General features: G+C 36.8%; 23 protein-coding genes. 17 read left to right on the forward strand and 6 right to left on the reverse strand.

The window, feature by feature from the left end:
• Nucleotides 1–227: 227 nt before the first annotated feature.
• The gene (locus ACMAYL_RS00630; protein ID WP_103217063.1) at nt 228–995 is read right to left on the reverse strand and encodes a hypothetical protein; all 768 of its coding nucleotides are present in this window, start codon (nt 993–995) and stop codon (nt 228–230) included.
• Nucleotides 996–1,010: 15 nt separating this feature from the next.
• Nucleotides 1,011–1,490, reverse strand: a complete 480-nt coding sequence (locus ACMAYL_RS00635) for a hypothetical protein (protein WP_103217064.1) — start codon at nt 1,488–1,490, stop codon at nt 1,011–1,013.
• A gap of 121 nt (nt 1,491–1,611) precedes the next feature.
• Between ACMAYL_RS00635 and ACMAYL_RS00640 the strand changes: the two genes are divergently transcribed.
• The 9 genes from ACMAYL_RS00640 to rplT all read left to right on the forward strand — a co-directional run bounded on the left by ACMAYL_RS00640 (nt 1,612) and on the right by rplT (nt 9,261).
• Nucleotides 1,612–2,274 (forward strand): YfgM family protein, encoded by a 663-nt coding sequence (locus ACMAYL_RS00640; RefSeq protein ID WP_103217065.1) that lies wholly within the window; start codon nt 1,612–1,614, stop codon nt 2,272–2,274.
• Nucleotides 2,275–2,278: 4 nt separating this feature from the next.
• Nucleotides 2,279–3,400, forward strand: a complete 1,122-nt coding sequence (locus ACMAYL_RS00645; protein WP_412470573.1) for a PQQ-binding-like beta-propeller repeat protein — start codon at nt 2,279–2,281, stop codon at nt 3,398–3,400.
• A 103-nt stretch (nt 3,401–3,503) separates the two neighbouring features.
• Nucleotides 3,504–4,565: a guanosine monophosphate reductase gene (locus tag ACMAYL_RS00650; RefSeq protein WP_392992136.1), complete on the forward strand. Its 1,062-nt coding sequence runs from the start codon at nt 3,504–3,506 to the stop codon at nt 4,563–4,565.
• A gap of 32 nt (nt 4,566–4,597) precedes the next feature.
• The gene (locus ACMAYL_RS00655) at nt 4,598–6,382 is read left to right on the forward strand and encodes a glycerol-3-phosphate acyltransferase (protein WP_103217068.1); all 1,785 of its coding nucleotides are present in this window, start codon (nt 4,598–4,600) and stop codon (nt 6,380–6,382) included.
• 12 nt (nt 6,383–6,394) lie between these two features.
• A complete protein-coding gene (locus ACMAYL_RS00660) occupies nt 6,395–7,297 on the forward strand; it encodes a cation diffusion facilitator family transporter (protein WP_392992134.1) in 903 nt (300 codons plus the stop codon).
• Between the two features lie 3 nt (nt 7,298–7,300).
• A complete protein-coding gene (locus tag ACMAYL_RS00665; protein ID WP_103217070.1) occupies nt 7,301–7,714 on the forward strand; it encodes a hypothetical protein in 414 nt (137 codons plus the stop codon).
• Between the two features lie 116 nt (nt 7,715–7,830).
• Nucleotides 7,831–8,382, forward strand: coding sequence for a translation initiation factor IF-3 (infC, locus tag ACMAYL_RS00670; protein ID WP_103217071.1), 552 nt, complete (start codon nt 7,831–7,833; stop codon nt 8,380–8,382).
• A gap of 198 nt (nt 8,383–8,580) precedes the next feature.
• Nucleotides 8,581–8,778 carry a 50S ribosomal protein L35 gene (gene rpmI / locus ACMAYL_RS00675; RefSeq protein WP_021267185.1) on the forward strand — a complete coding sequence of 66 codons (198 nt, stop codon included), beginning with the start codon at nt 8,581–8,583 and terminating at the stop codon, nt 8,776–8,778.
• A gap of 138 nt (nt 8,779–8,916) precedes the next feature.
• The gene (gene rplT, locus ACMAYL_RS00680; RefSeq protein ID WP_103217072.1) at nt 8,917–9,261 is read left to right on the forward strand and encodes a 50S ribosomal protein L20; all 345 of its coding nucleotides are present in this window, start codon (nt 8,917–8,919) and stop codon (nt 9,259–9,261) included.
• An 85-nt stretch (nt 9,262–9,346) separates the two neighbouring features.
• Here the strand turns inward: rplT and ACMAYL_RS00685 are convergent, their stop codons facing one another.
• A complete protein-coding gene (locus tag ACMAYL_RS00685; RefSeq protein ID WP_412469470.1) occupies nt 9,347–9,766 on the reverse strand; it encodes a secondary thiamine-phosphate synthase enzyme YjbQ in 420 nt (139 codons plus the stop codon).
• Between the two features lie 43 nt (nt 9,767–9,809).
• On the opposite strand from ACMAYL_RS00685, the gene cdaA reads away from it, so the two are divergent.
• The 7 genes from cdaA (at nt 9,810) to ACMAYL_RS00720 (ending at nt 16,248) form a co-directional block, all read left to right on the forward strand.
• Nucleotides 9,810–10,613 (forward strand): diadenylate cyclase CdaA, encoded by an 804-nt coding sequence (gene cdaA, locus ACMAYL_RS00690; RefSeq protein WP_103217074.1) that lies wholly within the window; start codon nt 9,810–9,812, stop codon nt 10,611–10,613.
• Between the two features lies 1 nt (nt 10,614).
• Nucleotides 10,615–11,547 (forward strand): YbbR-like domain-containing protein, encoded by a 933-nt coding sequence (locus ACMAYL_RS00695; RefSeq protein WP_103217075.1) that lies wholly within the window; start codon nt 10,615–10,617, stop codon nt 11,545–11,547.
• Entirely contained in the window at nt 11,547–12,911 is a 1,365-nt protein-coding gene (glmM, locus tag ACMAYL_RS00700) for a phosphoglucosamine mutase (protein ID WP_103217076.1), read from the forward strand. Before ACMAYL_RS00695 ends, glmM begins: the two co-directional genes overlap by 1 nt.
• Nucleotides 12,911–13,675 carry a pyridoxine 5'-phosphate synthase gene (locus ACMAYL_RS00705; RefSeq protein WP_103217077.1) on the forward strand — a complete coding sequence of 255 codons (765 nt, stop codon included), beginning with the start codon at nt 12,911–12,913 and terminating at the stop codon, nt 13,673–13,675. The genes glmM and ACMAYL_RS00705 overlap by 1 nt, the downstream gene beginning before the upstream one ends.
• Nucleotides 13,676–13,755: 80 nt before the next feature.
• The gene (gene tsaE / locus ACMAYL_RS00710; RefSeq protein WP_158246807.1) at nt 13,756–14,211 is read left to right on the forward strand and encodes a tRNA (adenosine(37)-N6)-threonylcarbamoyltransferase complex ATPase subunit type 1 TsaE; all 456 of its coding nucleotides are present in this window, start codon (nt 13,756–13,758) and stop codon (nt 14,209–14,211) included.
• 338 nt (nt 14,212–14,549) lie between these two features.
• Nucleotides 14,550–15,110, forward strand: coding sequence for an Rrf2 family transcriptional regulator (locus ACMAYL_RS00715; RefSeq protein ID WP_392992130.1), 561 nt, complete (start codon nt 14,550–14,552; stop codon nt 15,108–15,110).
• On the forward strand, nt 15,094–16,248 hold the full coding sequence (locus ACMAYL_RS00720; RefSeq protein ID WP_412470574.1) for a cysteine desulfurase family protein: 1,155 nt from the start codon (nt 15,094–15,096) through the stop codon (nt 16,246–16,248). The genes ACMAYL_RS00715 and ACMAYL_RS00720 overlap by 17 nt, the downstream gene beginning before the upstream one ends.
• Before the next feature lie 336 nt (nt 16,249–16,584).
• On the opposite strand, the gene ACMAYL_RS00725 is transcribed toward ACMAYL_RS00720, so the two are convergent.
• The 3 genes from ACMAYL_RS00725 to ACMAYL_RS00735 form a co-directional block, all read right to left on the reverse strand.
• Entirely contained in the window at nt 16,585–17,058 is a 474-nt protein-coding gene (locus ACMAYL_RS00725) for an ankyrin repeat domain-containing protein (protein WP_412470575.1), read from the reverse strand.
• A complete protein-coding gene (locus ACMAYL_RS00730; RefSeq protein ID WP_412469473.1) occupies nt 17,059–18,396 on the reverse strand; it encodes a D-alanyl-D-alanine carboxypeptidase in 1,338 nt (445 codons plus the stop codon). It abuts the gene before it with no gap.
• A gap of 68 nt (nt 18,397–18,464) precedes the next feature.
• On the reverse strand, nt 18,465–19,100 hold the full coding sequence (locus tag ACMAYL_RS00735; RefSeq protein ID WP_103217083.1) for a MarC family protein: 636 nt from the start codon (nt 19,098–19,100) through the stop codon (nt 18,465–18,467).
• A 414-nt stretch (nt 19,101–19,514) separates the two neighbouring features.
• Here ACMAYL_RS00735 and ACMAYL_RS00740 point away from each other — a divergent pair, with 414 nt between their 5' ends.
• Nucleotides 19,515–21,101 (forward strand): hypothetical protein, encoded by a 1,587-nt coding sequence (locus ACMAYL_RS00740; protein WP_412469474.1) that lies wholly within the window; start codon nt 19,515–19,517, stop codon nt 21,099–21,101.
• Nucleotides 21,102–21,330 lie beyond the last annotated feature (229 nt).

Genomic DNA, 21,330 nt, shown 5'->3' on the forward strand with positions numbered 1-21,330 from the left:
ATTAAGTTTGCGCTTTGCAATCATCAACTCGCTAAAGCTCGTTGAGATTAATGTTACTGCGTCATTGCAGACGACTGCGCACGCACCGCTCAAAATGGTGCATATTAAGTTTGCGCTTTGCAATCATCAACTCGCTAAAGCTCGTTGAGATTAATGTTGCTACGTCATTGCAGACCACTGCGCACGCACCGCTCAAAATGATTATTAATCATTTTGCAGCGGATGCGCTACCAATTCCAAACATATCCAACCATCAGCGTGAATGCAAAACCAGTCAGATCACTCACGCCTGGACCACCCTTCGTTGCTGGGGCATATTTGATTGTACGTACATCTTGAAGAGCAACTGAGTGAACAAGTGCTTCAACATTTACGTATGATTCTTTTATTTTAATTGGGAATTCAAGTCCTCCACCAAGAGCGATACCGACCCCTCCGTAAGAGTCTTCAACTTCACCGTCTTGATTTGAGATTTTTTCCTGCTCATACCAATATTCAAATCGAGCTGTTAAGTAAGGATTTGAATAAGTGATGGCGGTTCCTAAATTTGATGTATCAATATAATAGCGGTAACCAAAATAAAATCTAAGCATTGAGATATCAACAGAAGTTGGAAATTGCTGGATCCCCTGAGTTGGATACGTCAGTGTAATATTGTGTTTTGAATAAGCAAAACCTATATTCCAGGCCGATTGAAAATCAGAAAAATATTGGATTGTTAAACCAAAAGTAGGAGGTAGGTCTTCATATAACATTCCACGGTTTCCTGTCCAAGTTGTAAAACCGATTGCCATTGAGAAAGAGAAGAAGCGCCCGTACTTATAATAGCGTTCGTCTTCATAAATTTGAGATTCTTCAAGGTCTTCATTGAAATCAGAGAAGATATCTCCACCAATATTTAGGTCATCATCAGCACCGACCATTCCCTCTTGGGCAAGAGATAGGCCTTGCAGGCAAAAAAGTGTGATGAAGAAAATAATTTTATTTTTAAACATTAAATTGTCCGTATTTTATAGGTAGAAGTGAAAACCTGCTGTGATAAAGTGTTCACCCATTGTTGTCACTTCAAACTCGTCGATATTCTCAAAGCGAATACCAAATTCTGCACTAAGGCCAATGCTATCCACTCCCTGAAACGAAAACTCTGTTCCAAAGCCTAGGTCTCCTTGAAAACCTGAATCTGAATCTTGTCCCGGTGTTTTGTTATTCAAGAGAACAGCTGCACCAACAGCATAGAAAGTTAAGTATGGTTCATCAAAGATATTGCGGTAGAGGCGCACACCACCGTGCCAGCCACCATTTTCCGCCGTATTTACACCAAAAATCGCGCCATATGCGAACGTTGTACTGCGTTGAACTTTAATCGACAACGATGGGATATCATTGTTAACTGTATTAGAGAAACCAATCCCCAGACGTCCAACACGCTCTAGAGCGAAAGTGTTTAGTGAGATAATAAAAGCTGCTATTACTAGTGAAATCCTTTTCATGGTGCGTAATTTTCCTTTTTCCTAATTATGAGTAAATATATTTTAACAATACTCATGTATTTTTGACAACTTTCAATGTTCTTTATTAAAATGATAAAAATTTTTAACCAGAGGGTAATGGATGACAACACAGGTAGCGCCAAATGAAGGCCTTAATTCTGAATTAAATTCAACTGAGCTTGGAGCGTTTATCGCTCAAAACAAAGCTTTATTTCTAGGACTGATTCTATTAGTTGTAGCTGCTATTGGTGGATACGGAATCTTTTCTTACACAAAAGCACAAACAAATGAAAAGGCCGCAACTGCTTTTTATCAATTTGAGCAAGGGTCATTAAAGAAATATCAAGAAGGTGGACTTGATGCGAGTGCAATGAGTGCAGAACTTGGGCTGCTTCTAAATGACTTTGCAGGTACTTCGGCTTCTTTCGCAACTAGCTTACTTGCTGTTGATTACCTTACAAATAAAGGTGAAAACAAGATTGCATTTGAAGTTCTTACGAAGATGCAGCCGGTAAACTCTCTTCAGTCTTACTTTGTAAACTTAAGAAAGGCCGTAGTTCAAGAAGACTTAAATGATATTGATGGTGCAATTGCTTCATTAACTGAACTTAAGAATAATGAAAATAACCTAACAATGGGACGTGTAGAGTTAGACTTAGGACGTATGTACTTTCTTAAAAATGATATGGCACAGGCCAAAGCTCATTTTGAAAAAGTTCTTACATTAACTACTCAAAACGTCTACAAATCACTAGCGAAGAGCTATTTAGCAAAAATTAAGTAATTCTATGATAAAAATTCTAACGGCCACAGCAGTGGCCATTCTTCTTACTTCTTGTTCAACACTAAATGGTGTTAAGACTAAAATTTCTGCTGATAAGTTAGAAAAAAAGCCGCTAACACTTGCTTGGGCAAAGAATTTAGAGCCAAGATATGAAAGTGGAAATCTTCCAATTTCATTAGCATCTCCCTTAATCCATGATGGACAGTTATTTGCAGCTGATGGCCGTGGCCACTTTAATGCATATAATGTTGAATCAGGTAGACTCCTTTGGACTTTAAATATTAAAGGACAAATGACAAGTGCACCTATTGTTTACGAGAATCTTTTGATTTTTGGAGACAATACAGGCCGTGTTTATGCTTACGATCTAAACAAAGGTGAGTTGGCATACGAGTTTGACTTAGACGCAGGTGTTGACTCAACTCCAATTGTTCATAACGGAAGACTCTTTATCCATACAAGAAATCATAAGCTATTTAATATTGATGCCTATACTGGGAGAGTCATTTGGTCTTATAAAAGATCTGTTCCTTACTACTCAACAGTACAAAGAACATCGACTGCTTTAATTTCTGGTAACAAGGTTTATGCAGGCTTTGCTGACGGCTACTTCATTTGTTTCTCACTAGAAGAAGGACAAGTTCTTTGGGAAAGACGTATGAGTACTGGACAGAAATTTGTTGATGTCGATATGAGGCCAACAATCTTTAATTCCAAAATTATTGTAGGATCTGTTGACGATAAAATGGAAGTTATTGATCAGAAATCTGGGGTTCTTTTTAAGAAGCTAAGTTTTCAGTCTAATCGTAAAGGCGTTCTAATTGATGGTGGAAAGCTTGCTGCTTTCGGTAGTGTTAATGGTGAAGTCGTTTATATCGATTCAACTTTTAATGAAGTTAAAAGAGTTAAGGTTGATGATGTTGCAATCTCTTCTCTAGCTGCTTGGAAAGATGGACTTGTTGTAACGACAGTTGGAAAAACTGTATACTATATCGATTCTCGTGGGCAAATTTCTCAACGATTTGATCTAGGATCTGCTTATTCAGCAGTATTTGGAAATATGACACAGGACGAAGATTTTATCGCATTTATTTCATCGCGATTTCGTCTGTACACCTTCAAATAAATCCAAGACATAAACTCTAAAAATTACCTTGTGCGTGTTATTTCGACAATGTTATTATTTGCTCGTTATAACACACACAAGTTTCTAATTTCAGGGGAGAGTAATGGATTTAACATTCAAATCAAATGGTATTCTAAGTCGTGGTAAAGGTCTTACTTTTGACGATGTTTTATTAGTTCCGAGATATTCTGAAATCTCTTCTCGAAGACATACTGATTTAAAAACAAAAATTACTAAGAATCATACTATTGATATTCCAATTATTGCGGCCAATATGGACACAATTACTGGGCCAGAGATGGCCATGGAAATTGCTCGTCTTGGTGGTGTTGGAATTCTTCATCGCTTTATGTCACCTGAACAACAAGTTGAGGATGTAAAAGCGATCCAAAAATATTTTAAGGAACACTCGATTACTCTACCTATTGCTGCTTCTGTTGGTGTTAAGGAAGAGGGGATGAAAAGAGCAGATCTTTTAGCTGCACTTGGTGTTGAAATTCTTACCGTTGATATCGCTCATGGTGACTCTATTATGATGATGGAGGTTCTTGAGTATATTAAAAAGAACTATCCTCAAATTGACGTTATCGCTGGTAACGTTGCGACTCCAGATGGTGTTAAACGCATGATTGATAAGGGTGCAGATGCTGTAAAGGTTGGTATTGGACCAGGAAGTATGTGTACAACAAGAATCATCACAGGACATGGTGTTCCTCAGTTAACAGCTGTTGCAATGTGTGTTGCTGAGGCCCAAAAAGCGGGAATACCTGTTATTGCCGATGGTGGACTTAAGAACTCAGGTGACATGGTAAAGGCCCTTTGCGCTGGAGCTAGCTCATGTATGGCCGGATCTCTCTTATCTGGTGCACTTGAAACTCCAGGTGAAGTTAAGGGTGGTATGAAAGAATATCGTGGGATGGCGTCTAAGGCCGCTCAAGTTTCATGGCGTGGAGAGCTTCCTAAAGGCATGGCCGCAGAAGGTGTTGATACAATGATTCCTTGTAAGGGACCAGTTGAAAATATTATCAATGAATTAACTGGTGGTATTCGATCTGGAATGACTTACCTAGGTGTTGATAAACTTGCAAACATGAGTGAAGCAGCACTATTTATGGAAATGTCTTCATCTGGTATGGCCGAAAGTAAACCACACGGTAAACACTAATAAATTTAAAAAAGACGATAAGGTCATCGATTATGGAAAATACTATTCTTGACGATTTATTAAGTTATCCAAAACTTATTAAAAGAATTGAAGAAAGTGATAACCCTGAACAAACTAAGAAGAAGGTTGTTGCTAACTTTAATGAAATGCGAGCAGATTATTCTCCATCTTACCTAAAGTCGATGGCCAAGTTTTTCGATGCAACTCTTCCTCGTTTATACGATGGGGTGAGTTTCAATGAAAATGGAACCGACCTTAAGGCACTCTTAGAAGAGGCCAGTGTTGTTCTAGTTCCCAATCACCAATCTCACGCTGACTACATTGCTATCAATTATAAATTCTTTAAAGAATATAAACGAATGCTCTATGTTGCTGGTGGTGATAACTTAAATATTTTCCCAATTGGAAAGATTTTTAGAAAGTCAGGTTGCTTCTTCATTAGAAGAAGTTTTCAAAACGACATTCTCTACAAGTTCACAATGGAAGCGTATCTCTTTGCGTTGTTAAAGCGTAAGGAGCCCATCGAATTCTTCTTTGAAGGTGGAAGAACAAGATCTGGAAAACTTAGACCTCCAAAGTATGGGCTATATCAAATGCTACTTGAGGCCCACTCGCATCTTCCAGATGCGAAAGAAAAAGGTCTTGCCTTCGTTCCTGTAAGTATCGCACATGAATATGTACCGGAACAAAAAGCATTAGCTAAAGAGATGATGGGTGGCAAAAAGGTTAAGGAATCAACAGGGCAACTTTTTGGTCTTTTTAAACTTATGGCCTATCAGTTTGGAAAAATTCATATCTCTCTTGGAAAACCACAATATGCACATAAACTTGATGATGAGCATGAAAACAAAGTTAACGTGAGAGAGCTTGCTTTCAAGTGTTTCAGAAGTGTTGGTGACCAAATGGTAATCACACCAACGAATCTCTTGGTTTTAATCTTACTTGATGAGCCAAGTGGTGCCTTAAAGTGGAATGATATTATTTTAAAAGCACAAGCTATTTTAGAATATTGTAAGCGTTATGATATTCCTTTTACGGAAGGTCTAAAGGCAAATAAATTAGAAGATTCTATAGGTCGCGCTATGGATATTCTTATTGGTAATAATAAAGTTGATGTTATTGGACAAAGTGAAGGAACATCTCTTTTTTATGCGATTAAAAAGAATTGTCGCGGCGAACTTTTATTCTTTAAAAATACGATTGTTCATCATTTCATCATTCCTTGGACGATTTCACTAGCGTGGTTTAATGTCTTCAGCGGCGAAATTGATAATGTTGATGATCTTAAAGCATTCTTTGTTAAACAACGAGATATGCTTAAGATGGAATTCTATCTTCCAACTGTCAAAGAATACTATGCAAAGACATTACGCATTTTAAGTAACGCCGTTGGCAGAGATATTACAAATCTCCAGGATGCCATCGAATTCACAAATAAAGACCTATATGAAGTTGCTTCAAAGCTTAGCCTTTTTGCTCGAAGCCTAACTTATATTAACGAAGCTTATTTTGTATCAGCACTAACACTTGAGAGTTTTCAAAAAGATGGTGTGGATCACTTTAAGTCGGCAGACTATATGAAGCGTTTTGTTGAAGTATTTAAGGCCGAGATTCAAAGTCAGCGCATTATCCGCTTTGCGGAAAGTCAGAATGTTGAGCTTATGAAAACTGCTCTGACTTATTTTGAGCAAATTGGTGTTCTTGGTTACGAAGATAATTCTTATGTAATTGCTGATAGAACAAAACTTGATGATTTTATTGAATCAACAGAAAAGACATTGAAAGACCAACTAAAATTAAATTTTAAAGTTGTCTAAATAGGAGATCTTTTGCATTTAGAGCTATCTAAGAGAGAAAAAGAAATAAAGAAGGTTTTAATTATTACTTTCTTTTTAAATTTAATTGTCGCTCTAATTAAGATTCTTGCTGGAATCGAGTTTAATTTTATATCTCTACGTTCTTCAGGTATTGAATCTATCTTTGATGGAACTTCAAATCTCCTAGGCATCGTGACTATAGCACTTGCTTCAAAACCACGAGATCGCAGACATAATTATGGCCACCATAAATTTGAAAATATTGGGGCATTAATCATTGCTTTCATGCTTTTTGGCTCTGCAATTAAATTAGGGCTTGATTACCATGATCTTATTCTTGGTACACAAACTAAGTACGGACAATTCGGACTTGTTCCTGTTTTATCAATTCTTATTTCAATGGCAATGAGTTTTGGAGTTTCGACCTACGAAGGTAGAAAAGGGCGTGAGCTTAATTCTCAAATATTAACTGCAGATAGTAATCACACCTTTGGCGATATGATTATCAGCTTTGGTGTTCTCATATCAATTATTGCTGCATATTTTAAAATTTACATTATTGACTATATTGTCGGTGGATTGATTATTTTATATTTGATTTACCTTGGTATTCAAATAACTTTAGAAAATTTAAATGACCTTTTAGATGTAGCTCCTATATTAAAAGATAAGTACATTTCTTCACTTGAGGATATTAAATATGTTCGAGATATTCACAATTTTCGAGCACGTGGAAATTCTACGTGGATGCAAATTGATTTTCACTTGTTACTCGAACCTGACTTATCGCTGAGTCAGGCCCATGATATAGCTCACACAGTAGAAGATCGACTTAGGTTGATGCTAAAGGATTATTGTCGCGATATCGATATACTGATCCACATGGAGCCAGATGATGAAGGTCATAAGGATTAGAAGATGAGAAATAAAATAAACAAGAGAAAAGTTGGAAATATTAGACTTGCAATCGGTCCGTGGGAAGAAGATTTTACGAAATTATTTTCATCTGCTGCAAAGCTGATGGCACTAATTGTTCATGGACAGCTGATTCATTTCAAAAGTGACGAGATCTTTGTTTTTGCTGATAAAGAGCTTAAAAACTTTCGTGTTGGTGTTCCAATGATAGGTAATCTTAAAGATAAATATCTAGAAAGCTTTGATCTTCACTCTGGTGAAGTTGAGAGTACTGAGTTTGGTATCGAAAAACTAAAGGAATTCGAAAGAATTAAGAATTTATATACTGATCTTTGCTTATCTGAAGAGTATTTTATAAGAATTACGTCTCACGGCGGGCAATATCTGTCATTTTATGAGAAATATCTCATTCAATAATGTATACTGTGGGTATATTTTTTGTTATGTTTGCAATCCTAATAGCTAGATATTAGAATTGAAATTATTGAAAATAACTAATTCGCTAATAATTGGTTTATTTCCGGAGGTGATTTATTAGCAACAATTTTAAAGGTGGAAGGGTTAAAAAAGAAAGAGGCCCAAGAATTAACGAGCAAATTAGAATTTCTGAATGTCGATTAATGAGTGATGAAGAGCAGTACGGAGTTGTATCAATTGATAGAGCACGTGAGATTGCGGAAGAACTTGGTGTCGACTTAATTGAGATTGCTCCAACAGCTAAACCACCAGTTGTAAAGCTAATGGACTACGGAAAGTATAAATATGCTCTTCAAAAGAAAGCTGCAGAAGCTAAGAAGAAGCAGGCCAAGGTTCAGCTAAAAGAAATTCAACTTCGTCCAAATATTGAAGCACACGATCTTGAGACTAAACTTAAGAGAGCCTATAAGTTCTTAGAGGGTGGTGACAAGGTTAAATTTGTTATGCAATTTAGAGGTCGTGAAATGGCCTATAAGGACATGGGAAAAGAGAAATTTGAAGCGATTCTTAATGGCGTATGCGAAGAAGCTGATGGAGTTATTGAGTCTCCAATTAAGATGATGGGTAATAGAATTATCACAATCGTCGCTCCAGGAAAGAAAAAATAATAATTCTTTTATAAGTGCCTGATATTACTTCAGGCACATTCCATTTATTCTGTCTAAGTACCCGATATTTTTTCACTTATTTTAAATAATCCTTTGCATTAATAGCTTGAAGCTGTTAAAAATATGCACTTATAGTTTTGTTGTATTTTGTTGAATTCTCAACTTGCTTTCGAGTGAGTAAAATTCAAGGAGTAAAAAATGCCAAAAATGAAGACTAGAAGAGCTGTTGCTAAAAGATTTAAGCCAGTAGGTAACGGTAAGTTCAAAAGAAAAAGAGCTAACCTAAGACACATTCTTGAAAAGAAGCCAACTGATGCGAAGAAGAGAGCAGGTAAAACTGACTACGTACACGCTTCAGATGTTGCTCGTGTAAAGAGATGTCTACCTTACGCTTAATTAGCGCAAGCGATTCAAAAAAAAGATTGAGTTGGTCGAAACTTTAAATCGACAAAATTGTTTTTTTAACCTGATTTTTGGGAAAGAACGAAAGAACCATTAGCTTGGTCCCCAAACGTCAAAAAAATGGAGTAAATTATGTCTAGAGTTAGAAGAGGTTTTAAAGCAAGAGCGAGAAGAAATAAAGTCTTAAAACTAGCAAAAGGGTTTCACTTTTCTAGAAGACAAAAGTACTATCACGCTTCTGAAACAGTAAAAAGAGCATTACACTACAGATACATCGGTAGAAGACTTCTTAAAAGAGATATGAGAAGACTTTGGATCGTACGTATTTCTGCAGCTGCTAAGCTTCTTGGTACTTCTTATTCAAAGTTCATGGGACAGCTTAAGAAGAACAATGTTGAAATCAACAGAAAGATGCTTGCTGAAATCGCTGCAAGAGATTTCGACGGATTCAAAGCAATCTACGAATCAACAAAATAATTCATTAAACTATTTGATTTAATAAAACACAAACAAAACTATATAGTGCTTGGGCCTCATTTTTGAGGCCTTTGTCTTTTTGCGCTTACCCTGCAATAAATTTAACTTTCACTTTCCTCGTATGAGGAGCATCTCTGAATTCACAAAGATAAATTCCAGACCATCGGCCAATATCAAGTTCACCATTTTCAATAATCATCGTAAGGGAAGTTTGCATAAGAATTGACTTCATGTGAGAAGGTGAGTCATCAGGCCCTTCAGCTGTATGAGTGATAAAAGAGAGGCTTCTTGGGGCCAGATGTTTGAGGAAGTTTTCCATATCAACTTTTGCACTTGGGTCAAAAGCCTCGTTTATACATAGCGCAGCACTGGTGTGTTGTATTTGACACACTAGGATACCATCTTCATCACTAGGGTTGAGTTCTTCTAAGCATTGTCGCATCTGGGCCGTTATGTCGTAAAAGCCTTCACCTGATGTGTTTACTATCTGCGTTTTTATAGGCATCATTAAACTCCTAACATTTTAAATATTTAGCAGTTTATATATTATGACATTATTTTCAACGCTTCTAAAGCAATTAAGCATTAAAGATTTTTTCGACATGGGCATTGTCGCCCTGATGATCTATCAGGTTCTAAAGATCGTAAAAGGGACAAGGGCCATTCAGGTATTACTTGGTATGGTTTTTCTCGCTATCCTCTATACTCTTGGGATTAAGTACAATCTCTACACGGTAAATTGGATCCTTGAGCACTTCTTTGATTATATCTTCATTATTTTCATCGTTATCTTTCAAGACCAGCTTCGTGCTGCTCTTGCAACAGTTGGTACGGGAAGAAAGATGTTTAACTTCTTTGATCGCTCTCCTGTTAACTATGACATCGAAGAGGTAATTAAGAGTGTAACGGCCCTTTCTAAAGAGAGAACAGGTGCTCTTCTTGTCATTGAAAGAAAAAACGGTCTACAAAACTATATCGATACTGGAACAATTATCGATGCAACGATTCATTCAGACTTAATCTATTCTATCTTCCAAACAATTTCGCCTCTTCATGATGGTGCCATTATTTTAAGAGATGGAAAACTTCTGGCCGCAGGTTGTTTCTTGCCATTGTCTAAGAATATTGAAATTGATCGCCACTTCGGAACTCGCCACCGTGCAGCTCTTGGTGTTTCAGAAGTATCAGATGCCATTGTTATAATTGTAAGTGAAGAAACCGGAAAGATTAAACTGTGTATTAATGGCCAGTTCTTCTATTCTCATAACGAGAATGAGCTACGTATGATGCTTAAGAAGGCGTGGGCAGGCAAGAGACTTGATCTACAATCTCAAATCGTAGGGCAGGTATAAGATGTTAAAGAAAATTAAAAGCAATAATTTATTTGAATTAATTCAAAATCAGCTACTAACTCTACTGAGTATTATTCTTGCAATTTTTCTTTGGTTCTATGTTGTAAACTCGGAGCCAATTACAACTGAAAGAATCTATAACCTAGAAGTACTTCCAGCAACAAGTATGGATGTTACTTCAGTGTCTGCTCACGAAATTCATGTGACATTAAAGGGAGCTCGTGCATTCCTAAAAGACTTTCATGGCGATGATCACTTGAAGCTTCAAGTTGACCTTAAGAAAATGAAAGTTAATCGCACAACGAAACAAGTAAAATATTCGATTAGCGAAACGGATTTAATTGTTCCTTTTGGTGTTGAGGTTGTGGATATTAAGCCAAAGCATATAGCCATCAAGCTAGATAAATTAATTTATAAGAATGTTCCTATTAAGGTAAATTACATGAATAACTTACCTAAGGAATTAAAGCTCATTTCTTCATCTCTTAGTCGTAATCAAGTTAAGATTGAGGGAGCACGTGATATCATGAGAAATGTGGGGCAGGTGAAAACACGCCTAATTGATCTATCGGAGTTATCTGGTCAGGGGGAAGTTCCGATTCAACTTGAAGATCTTCCAGAGTTTCTTCGTTACGGTGAGAATGACACTCTTTCGTTTAAGTATGATATTAGGCCACAAAAAGCTAATCTCACGTTAAAGAATATCCCAATTTTATTTATTGCGCCTAATATGAAATTTCGTTCTCGCATAAGAAAGGTCTCTTTAGATGTACTAACTACTGGTAGAGATGATATAAAGGCAAGCGAAGTTAAGGTTTATGCAGAAATTCCTTCTGATATGGGAAGAAGTGCAGATATTCGTCTAAGGGCCGAGCTTCCTGAGGACGTTCATTTATTAAAAATTCATCCAGAAATAATTAAAGTGAGTAGATAATGACTGAAAGAAAACTATTTGGAACTGATGGAATTAGAGGTAAAGCAAATATTTATCCAATGGTTCCTGAAATTGCGACAGCACTTGGACGTGCAGTAACTTTCTATTTTCAAAAAAAGAATAAGAATAAGAAAACACCTCTAATTATCGTTGGTAAAGATACAAGACTAAGCTGTTATATGATTGAGCAAGCTTTTTCGGCAGGTGTATTATCTCAAGGTGGACGAGTGATTTTTACTGGACCTCTTCCAACTCCTGGTGTTGCTTTTGTGACAACTTCTATGAGAGCGGATGCTGGTGTTATGATTTCAGCTTCACATAATGATTACGATGATAATGGTATTAAGTTATTTGATGCCCACGGATTCAAGCTTCCAGACGAAGTTGAGTTAGAGCTTGAAGAGTTAGTTCTTAATCCTAAACTTATTCCACCAAAAGTTGGTGCCGAAATCGGTCGTGCAAAAAGACTTGAAGGTGTTGAAGGCCGCTACGTTGTTCACGTTAAGTCAGCAATTGATGAAGAGTGTGACCTAAGTGGTATGCGTGTGGTTGTGGATTGTGCAAATGGTGCTAGCTATAAAGTTGCTCCTCTTGTCATGAGTGAGTTAGGTGCAGAAGTTTTTCCATTAGGTGTAAATCCAAATGGCCAAAATATTAATTTAAATTGTGGAAGCTTACACCCTGCTCTTGCAAGTCAAGAAGTAGTAAAGCTTCGTGCAGATATGGGCTTTTGTCTTGATGGTGATGCTGATCGTATTCAAGTAATAGATAAAGACGGTGGACTTATTAAAGGTGATAAGCTGATTGGAATTTTTGCGAAGCTTTTACTTGAGCAAGGCAAGCTTAAAAAAGGTGACACTGTTGTTGGAACGATTATGTCTAACCTTGGGCTTGAGAACTACCTTAAGAAGTTAGGTCTTAAATTTCATCGTACAGCAGTTGGTGATCGCTATATTATGGAGTATATGAGAAGTGAAAATGCTCTTCTTGGTGGTGAACCATCTGGGCATATTATTTTTCTAGAGCATGCAACTACTGGAGACGGGACTCTTGCAGCTCTTAAGTCAATTGAGGCCACTTATTTCTTTAAGAAATCAATTAATGAACTGTCTCAAGAAGTAGAATTATATCCACAAGTTTTAAAGAACGTATCTGTTTCTCAAAAGAAGAAGGTTGAAGAAATGCCTACATTTGCAGCAGAACTTAAGGCCTGTGAAGAAGAATTAGGTGAAGAAGGACGTGTGATTTTCCGATACTCAGGAACTGAACCTCTAGCACGTGTTATGGTTGAAGGACGTTGTGAAGATAAGATCAATACAGTTTGTGATCGTCTTGTGAGCGCTCTTAAAAAGGAAATTGCATAATGACTGATAAAATGATTCCAAGACTTGGTGTAAATATTGACCACGTAGCAACTCTTAGACAACAAAGAGATGAAGGCTACCCAAGTGTTGCAAACGCCGCTCAAGATGTTTTAATGGCCGGTGCTGATCAAATTACTATTCACTTACGTGAAGACAGAAGACATATTCAAGATACGGACTTAACAAGTGTTATGGCCGTAACAAAGCGTTTTGAAAAACCATTAAATCTTGAAATTGGCTGTGCTAAAGAGATTGTTGAAATTGCAGCTGATTTTAAACCAGATTGGATCTGTCTTGTTCCAGAAAAAAGAGAAGAGAAGACAACAGAAGGTGGACTAGATCTTTCTGCAGCTAATTTTGATAAAGTATCACAAACTATGTCATACCTAAGAGAGCATTCTCCAAAAACAAAAATCTCTCTTTTTGTTGAAGCCTCGACAGATGTAATGAAGAAGGCCATCGAATTAAAAGCAGATGCTGTTGAAATTCATACGGGAGCTTATGCTATCGACTTCCTAAAAGAAGGAGATCTTAATCCTCATCTTAATAACTATGTTGATTGTTTTAAAGTTCTAGAGGGGACAGGTGTTGCTTTCCATGCTGGCCACGGATTAACAATGGAGAGTGTAAGACCTCTTCTTGAGCAAGGTCTTTTTGCTGAATATAATATTGGTCACTGGATTGTGTCTCAAGCTGTATTTAGTGGAATCTCTAATGTGACTAGAGATATGTTAAATTTGTTTAGAAACCATCCAGTTAAGTAAGGTATGGTTTGCCTTTGATTGCTAATTGATTTTTATCGTGGAAAATAAATATCTAAGCAATTAATTCTAAGGAGCACCTGTTGTTTGACTATCAAGATGTTAGGCATTGGAAAAAAGTATACCAAAGTGATATTTCAAATATTATTGTCGAACTAAAAGAGTCGTTAAATGAGCCATCTGTTGTGATTTTAGATGGAGCAGTTGGCGCGGGAAAGACAACATTCACTAATGTCTTCTTAGGTGAAGACAAGTCAGGTTCTCCAACATATTCCCTTATCAATGATTGCGGCGATGTTGTCCATGCAGACTTCTATCGTCTTGATTCGCCAGAAGAGATCATTCATCTTGAACTTGCAATGTACCTCGATGAGAAAAAATACTTTCTTGTTGAGTGGGGCAAGGACTATATCAGAGATATTTACCGTGAACTTTCTGATGACTTCAATTATTTTCAACTAAGCATTGAGGCCAATGACAAGAAAGATGATGAAGAAAGTGCATCTCGTAATTATTTTTTGAAGAAAATTATTTTTTAACATCTTCTAACAAGTGGGCAGAAATAACCGATTAACTCTGTTTGGCATATCTTGTCATCGCAGTTGAATAATTCCCTAACATATAGATATTATTGATATTATGTGCTCCAGCATTGTCTCCAGTAAAGAAAAAATATTTTTTTATAATAATTGATTAAATCAAGTTGACTTTAAGACTTGTGGGCTGACATAATATTTAGGAAGAAAGATTTTAACGGAATAAATCTTTCAACAGAAAGGATAGCACGGAATGCGAGTCCTAAATTAGCACACAATTTATTTGCTTTAAGTTTAAAACTATTTTTTTATTTAACATTTGGATTTATGGAGGAAGACCAATGAGACTCACTTCGAAAGGACGCTACGCAGTTAGAGCAATGCTTGACCTAACTACTCACAGCAACGGAAACCCTGTAAGACTTCAGGAAATTTCAGAAAGACAAAACATTTCACTTCACTACCTTGAGCAACTTTTCAGAAAGCTTAGAAATGGCCAAGCTGTTAAGTCAGTAAGAGGACCAGGTGGTGGTTATGTTCTTGCTCGTTCGATGGAAGAAATTACAATTAAAGATGTACTTGAATGTGTTGGTGAAAATATCAACCCAGCAAAAGACATCCTAGGAACAGAAGCAGAGCAAGCTAGCACTGTTGAATTCCACCTGTCTAAGAATTACTTTCAAAACCTTGGTTTCATTATGAGCGAATACCTAACAACTACTTCTTTAGGTGACCTTGTAAGAAAATCTGGTGAAGTTGAGTCAGAAGTTAGAGGTGAAGAAGCTTCTAATGAACAAGCTACTCAAACAGTAGAAGCAGCTACTCAAAACACTTCAAATGAAAGTGCATTTAGCGAGTACGCTTCAGGAATCAGATCAGGTTTAGGTGAAATTAATCAATAATTATCTCTACTTAGATTATAATGCTACGGCCCCCTTAGTTAAACCAGTCCAAGATTGGCTTTGCGAGGGGGCCGTCTACTTTGGTAATCCAGCTTCGATTCACCAGGTAGGAAAGAAGTCAAAATCTCTCATTAATCAAACAATCAAAAAGATTCAAGATACTTTCAATGCGACAAGCTACGATGTTTTTTTTCACTCAGGTGCCACAGAGGCAATCAATAGTGTAGTAAAAGGTTTTTGCTTTAATGCTCTAAAGCTTAAATCAAAATTCCACGTATTCTGCTTTGATGTTGATCATTCGAGTATGGTGAATCAAAGAGAACATGTAGAGCTTCTTGGTGGTACTTTTCACGTGTTAAAAACACATGGAGGTGACTTTGATAGACAAGAAGTAATACAAGCTCTAAACGAGCTTGAAGGAGAGAAGCTCATTAATTTCACTTATGTGAATAATGAGAATGGTGTCGTGTGGGATCTGGCCGATGTTTTAAAAATCAAAGATGAGACAGGCGCTTGTGTTCATGTTGATTGTGTACAAGTTGTTGGAAAAATCAAAGATTGGAATGAGCTTACCCTAGGACTTGATTACTATACTTTTTCTGGACACAAATTTGGTGCTCTTAAAGGTGTAGGCTTTACACTTGTTTCAAAGGATGCGAGTTGGACTCCACTTATTCGTGGTGGTGGTCAGCAAAAGGCAATGCGCTCAGGAACTGAGAATGCTTTTAGTGTTCATACAATTAATCTCGCTCTTGATTACAATCTGTCACACTTAAATATTGAGCGAGCTCAAAAAGTAAAAGATGAGCTTGAAGCGTGGCTTCTTGAAAAATTTGGTGAAAGAATTACTCTTATCGGTGCCAAGGCAAAGAAGAGAAATGCGACAACTATTTTCTTTAGTGTCCATGATAAGAATATTAATACTGTTATGATGGCCCTAGATATGGCCGGAATCTGTGCTTCTAGTGGTTCTGCTTGTGCATCTGGAATCATTAAACCTTCACGAGTTGCAAAGGCATATGAACTCAGTGATGAGGCAGCAACTAATGTTATTCGATTTTCTTTATCTCCATTTTCAGAAGAAGCGGCCCCGATTATTTCAAAATTAGAACCTGTTCTAACAAAATTTCTATCTTAATTCTTTATTTAAAAGATATACGAACGATGCGGCGCAGTGTGCACTTTGGGCTCTTTTGTATTTACTGTAACGAGTTCATTTTGACCTCAGTGACCTTTTTACTCCAGTAATAAGTGTCTGATTTTATTGAAATTGATGTCTTTGGATATTGTTCAAAAGTTGGCACGATCATTGCTTTATTAATAGTATCAATGGTTGGACGGCCTTGGTTCTTTAAAAAGAGTCCCAATAACACTTCTACCGGCCATGCTGAAAAACAGGAATCTGTTTTTTTCTCTTGTTCTAAAATCCTATCTTTTCTTCTTTAAAGTAAAAACCAAGGCCCAATTTTTTTCTTTAGATCGCACCTGAGTCGTTTAGAATTTTGATACAATCTTCATTGCCATTTCTTTTTGCATAGTCAAGAGCGCTTCTTCCGTGAGTGTCTTTTATCTTTAGATCTGCTCCTGCATCAATAAGAGCTTTTAGAACAGTGGGGTTACAATTTAAGCTCTTGTCCATCGCCATTGTAAAACGTCTATTGTTAAAGATGATATTTGGGTTTGCTCCTTTGTTTAGAGCTTCTATAACCAAATCCTCGCGCTCATCTGCAAGTGCGGCCATTAGGATGTGATTAGCTTCTTTGTTTTCTTTCAAGGCCGTTGGAGTTTTTCGTGCAAGAGCTGCTCTTTTGTGAACGATTTGTGATTCAATTGCGTTTATCGGGGCCGGTTCATCGTATTTGTTTTGAACAGACTGTGTGCTCTCTTTTGAGATATAAGTAGCAAGGGCCAAAAGTATTACGACGATGGGGATAACTGATTTGTTCATTTATAACTCTTCTATTGGTCCTTCTAGAGGCAGGAAAGATTGTGGTTTGGTGTAGTTTGTTATTTTCTTTGCACCAGCGAATTCTTCAATCAAAAACTCTGTCATAAGATCTTGAACTATCTTAGCATTGTACTGATCTTGTCCATTTGATTTAAAGACTTGATGAAAAAAGCCGAAGTAGATCGCTCCTGACTTTGTCGACAATTTACCTGCCAAAGACTTGGTATTCATAAGAGTGCCTGTCTTTGCAAGGATAGAGCCTAAGTTTCTTTGAGAGTTTAATCTTTTCGATAGAGTCCCAATATCAATTCCTGCAATAGGTAGGACTTGTTCAAGCTTATGGCCACTTTGATTCAAGTTATTTTCTAGTTCCTGGTAAGAGCTAATTACAATAGCGCAAGTTGCATAGTTGTCGACGCGCTTCCCATCTATTTTTGAATCCAGGCCTGATCCTGTATAAAGATAAGTATTTTCTTCAGTATCGTTAAACCCAATTCTTTTTTGAAAGTAATCATTACCAAGTTTTTCTTCAATAAGATTTTGAAGATACCACTTTGAGTATTCTTGAGCTCCATAACTTTTATAAGTTATGTCAGAGAGCCAATTGTGAGAAACTGAGTTTTGAAACTTTAGATAAGTTAGAAGCTTAGGAGATTGAACTAAGTAAGTTTTTTTGATGTCTTTAATAGGATTCGCTGCGGAATACACAACATTATCGACAGTCATTCTATAGGCCGATACTTTTAAAGGAAGACCTAGTTCTTTAAGTCTTTCTTCTTTGGTATTTTTTAAAAACTCTTTAAGTCTTGTTTTTATTTTCTTATTGTTATCAAGGTTAAAGTATTCTTTAAGCTGTTCGATGTTATATTCTTTCGAATACCAGGCTTCGCTCATACTCATATAAGGCCTTAGGGCAATTGCAAAAATAGGAGTATTAGCATCAAAGCTTATGGTGTTGAGTTTAACGATTCCATTTGCATTGAGGGCAGCGATTAAGTAGAAGATTTTTTCTTCACTAAACATTCCATCATTTGCTCCTTCAAGATGGATATTTTCTCCATCAGAAATCACTTTTGTTTCATATTGAAAATTTGGCCCTAGAGTTTCGAGTGCCATTAGTGAAGTTATGGGCTTTGTCGTTGAGGCAAGTCGGCTTTTTAAGTGTGCTGTTGTTCCAAAGATTTCACCTTGGTACATATAACAAAAACCGTGCTCATTTGGATTTAAGTTGAACTCTTTAGATAGTGATAACCATTTCTTTTCGATAGTGTCGTGATTAGCTCCAAGGACACTGGTAAAAGTTAAGAATAGTGGGAGTAAATACTTAATAATAAACATGAAGTTTAATTCTAAAGAATTAGAATAAGTCGGTCAAGAAAGGGGAGCGCTCTGTGTTATTTATCGAGCTAGAGCTTTGCTTTTAAGATAGGGAGAATATTTGAAAGTCCATGAGTGATCATCTGAATTGACATGGCCAGTAGAATTAGCCCCATAATTCGTGTTGTTACGTTTACTCCAAGCGTTCCTACTTTTTGACTAATACGATTTGCATTAATAAGAACAACATAAATAGCTAGGACACTAACAAAGATAATTGGAATACTAAGGGCCCAGTCAATTGGAGAATCTAATTTTTGCGCGTAGATAATTGTCGTTGAAATAGCTCCTGGACCTGCTAGCAGAGGAATGGCCAAGGGGACAATTCCTATCTCACGGATTTCATCATCATCAATTTCATCTTGTGTTAGCTTTGATTCAACATCTTTGGCATTGATCATGGAAGTTGCCATGGAAAAAATAAGAATCCCTCCACCAACTGTAAATGAGGCAATCGAAATTCCAAAGAAGCTAAGAATTTTTTCTCCAATAAAAAGAGAAACTACAAGTGTGACAAAAACAGCAATCGAGCAAACTCGAACCATGCTTCTTCTTTGTGTCTCAGACAAGTTTTGAGTCAATGACATAAACATTGGCAGGGCACCAATAGGATTTACAACTGAGATTAAAGCAATAAAGAAAGAGGCCATGATACTAGATTCCATTGGTTCATTATGACTACTTTCATGGATTATTCAAGTTAGTTTTTTGTTAGCGTCATCTGCAGGAGCAGATGACGCTATTCAACCCAGCGAGTCCCAGGAAGGGACGAGTCGGGTAGAGTTCTTTGCAAAGTTAAATAACTTTAAATTGAATGAATTTATATGCACAACTAGATAAGAGCGCAGCTCGCGTGATTCGGTTATGAACCTAAAAGACACCTTATTAACTCTCTTGAGCTAAAGTTTAGAGTTGTGCCTCAACCATCTAATAGTACATAAACAATGAAAATAAATAATGTTTTCTAAACATTTCGAAATGAAAAAAATTTATATTTTCTTCAAGAGTTTTTATTTTAGTTCGATAAAGAAATAACATGTTCATCTGCAGAGGTATCTATTAAATATCTAAATTTTATTTTGTCTGTCCTTTTTTTAACTTCTTGTGTTTCCCATGTCGATTTTAATTTTGATGATGATAAGCCGGCCCCTTCCTCTGGAGATGGAGTTGGAAAGGTTATTACAACATCAGATTTTTCATTCTTAATGATTAACGATACTGGATCTGGTAATGAAGTTTATCTAAGCTACGGACTAGCAGCAGACACGGTTCAAGTCCCTAATGCTAGCTTTGCTTATTCAAAGATGACTAATCCAGACACGCAGGCAACTGACTCAGTAGGAAATCACTACACATTTTCAAATGGAATGATTGTAGCTGGTTTTAATTCTCCTAATTACGACATCATTCTAATTGATAAGAGTAATAACTTTAATGTTCTGGCAACAATTCCTGGTTTTGGTGATACACAGTCTGATCCAATCTTTGTCAATCGAGTTGGAAATCAGCTGTTTTTTATCATCAAGTCTACTGCCACAACTTATGATCTTTGGGTGACTGATACGACAGTTGCTGGAACTAAGATGCTAAAAACTGTTTCAAATACTTACTATAGTACTTTAAATATCAGGGAACGAAATGTCCTCTTTAATAACAAGATGTATTTTAAAGGTGGCGACGCTGTCAATGGACCTGAGTTATGGGTTACAGATGGAACAGTTAGTGGAACGAAAATGGTTGATGATTATATTGCTGGAGCTTCTGGACTTGATCCTCGTAGGTTTAGCGTTGCTAATAATAATCTCTATATCTTTTCACAAACAAATCAGACAATTTATCAAATGGGAGCAGATGAAGTTATTTCTGAAGTTACATCTCTTCCGGCATCAATGACTTCTGCAACCTTTAATGAAGCACAGGTCGTATCTAATGATTCCTATTTCTGTTTTAAGCTGTCTGTTTCTTCAACTAAGTATCTCACTTGCATCAATACAGATACTCAAGTTGCAGAGTCTAGGCTTTATACGAGATCGGCAGATTTTCTAGGTGAGGATGGAGGAAAAATCTACTTTGCTGATGTTGTTGATGTAGACCCTACTGCAGCGACTGACTATACGGCCTATATTTATGAAACTTCTGGAGCGATATCATCACAGGCTCCGAGCCAAATTCATGAAATGTCTGTTCCTGTAGAGATTCTTAGAACGAGTCAAATTAATTATGACAATAGTAACGGGGCAATAAGTTATCTTAAGTATGATCATACTGATGATGGTGATAAACATATGTTTGTTAAAATCAAGGACTCAGTGGTTACAGAAATTGATAATATAATCTATCCATTTAGTACTGATCCAAATATTACTCAAATCAATCTCTATACGTCTTATAGTGCGTACCGATCGACTACACCAGGAACCTTTGTCTATTTGGTAAATGATGCTGCAATGATGTTAACGGTGTTGCAGTCAGACGGAACGCTGGCCGGTACACAAGTTCTTACACAGGTCGATTTGGCCGATATTATGGCCGATATTTCAGGTGGGAATGCAGCACAGGGATATGCTCGATATATCGTTGGCCTACTTGATGGGATGTCAGTTGTGCGTCCTTATGACTTTAGTGTGGATCAATACTTTAATCCGAATGCTAGTGGGTTGAATTAGATTATTGCTGTTTTATCAGTTTGTTTTATGAAATGTTTTATGCATTGTTTTATGAATTGTTTTATGAATTGTTTTATGAATTGTTTTATGAATTGTTGCTTATTTTTCACTTCGTGAAAAATGGCGCTTTTTCTATTCGATTGCTTTCCCATTCGTCAGCGCTGAGACAACAAAGCCGGGCTTGAACCCGGCTTGTTGAAGATATATTTCATTTCAGGCGACGTGCGCT

Source organism: Halobacteriovorax sp. RT-2-4, from assembly GCF_047085445.1.
Lineage (GTDB): Bacteria > Bdellovibrionota > Bacteriovoracia > Bacteriovoracales > Bacteriovoracaceae > Halobacteriovorax_A.

Coding starts and splice junctions, on each gene's coding strand:
- ACMAYL_RS00630 (WP_103217063.1), bottom strand. CDS start 995: ATGTTTAAAAATAAAATTATTTTCTTCATCACACTTTTTTGCCTGCAA.
- ACMAYL_RS00635 (WP_103217064.1), bottom strand. CDS start 1,490: ATGAAAAGGATTTCACTAGTAATAGCAGCTTTTATTATCTCACTAAAC.
- ACMAYL_RS00640 (WP_103217065.1), top strand. CDS start 1,612: ATGACAACACAGGTAGCGCCAAATGAAGGCCTTAATTCTGAATTAAAT.
- ACMAYL_RS00645 (WP_412470573.1), top strand. CDS start 2,279: ATGATAAAAATTCTAACGGCCACAGCAGTGGCCATTCTTCTTACTTCT.
- ACMAYL_RS00650 (WP_392992136.1), top strand. CDS start 3,504: ATGGATTTAACATTCAAATCAAATGGTATTCTAAGTCGTGGTAAAGGT.
- ACMAYL_RS00655 (WP_103217068.1), top strand. CDS start 4,598: ATGGAAAATACTATTCTTGACGATTTATTAAGTTATCCAAAACTTATT.
- ACMAYL_RS00665 (WP_103217070.1), top strand. CDS start 7,301: ATGAGAAATAAAATAAACAAGAGAAAAGTTGGAAATATTAGACTTGCA.
- rpmI (WP_021267185.1), top strand. CDS start 8,581: ATGCCAAAAATGAAGACTAGAAGAGCTGTTGCTAAAAGATTTAAGCCA.
- rplT (WP_103217072.1), top strand. CDS start 8,917: ATGTCTAGAGTTAGAAGAGGTTTTAAAGCAAGAGCGAGAAGAAATAAA.
- ACMAYL_RS00685 (WP_412469470.1), bottom strand. CDS start 9,766: ATGCCTATAAAAACGCAGATAGTAAACACATCAGGTGAAGGCTTTTAC.
- cdaA (WP_103217074.1), top strand. CDS start 9,810: ATGACATTATTTTCAACGCTTCTAAAGCAATTAAGCATTAAAGATTTT.
- ACMAYL_RS00695 (WP_103217075.1), top strand. CDS start 10,615: ATGTTAAAGAAAATTAAAAGCAATAATTTATTTGAATTAATTCAAAAT.
- glmM (WP_103217076.1), top strand. CDS start 11,547: ATGACTGAAAGAAAACTATTTGGAACTGATGGAATTAGAGGTAAAGCA.
- ACMAYL_RS00705 (WP_103217077.1), top strand. CDS start 12,911: ATGACTGATAAAATGATTCCAAGACTTGGTGTAAATATTGACCACGTA.
- ACMAYL_RS00715 (WP_392992130.1), top strand. CDS start 14,550: ATGAGACTCACTTCGAAAGGACGCTACGCAGTTAGAGCAATGCTTGAC.
- ACMAYL_RS00725 (WP_412470575.1), bottom strand. CDS start 17,058: ATGAACAAATCAGTTATCCCCATCGTCGTAATACTTTTGGCCCTTGCT.
- ACMAYL_RS00730 (WP_412469473.1), bottom strand. CDS start 18,396: ATGTTTATTATTAAGTATTTACTCCCACTATTCTTAACTTTTACCAGT.
- ACMAYL_RS00735 (WP_103217083.1), bottom strand. CDS start 19,100: ATGGAATCTAGTATCATGGCCTCTTTCTTTATTGCTTTAATCTCAGTT.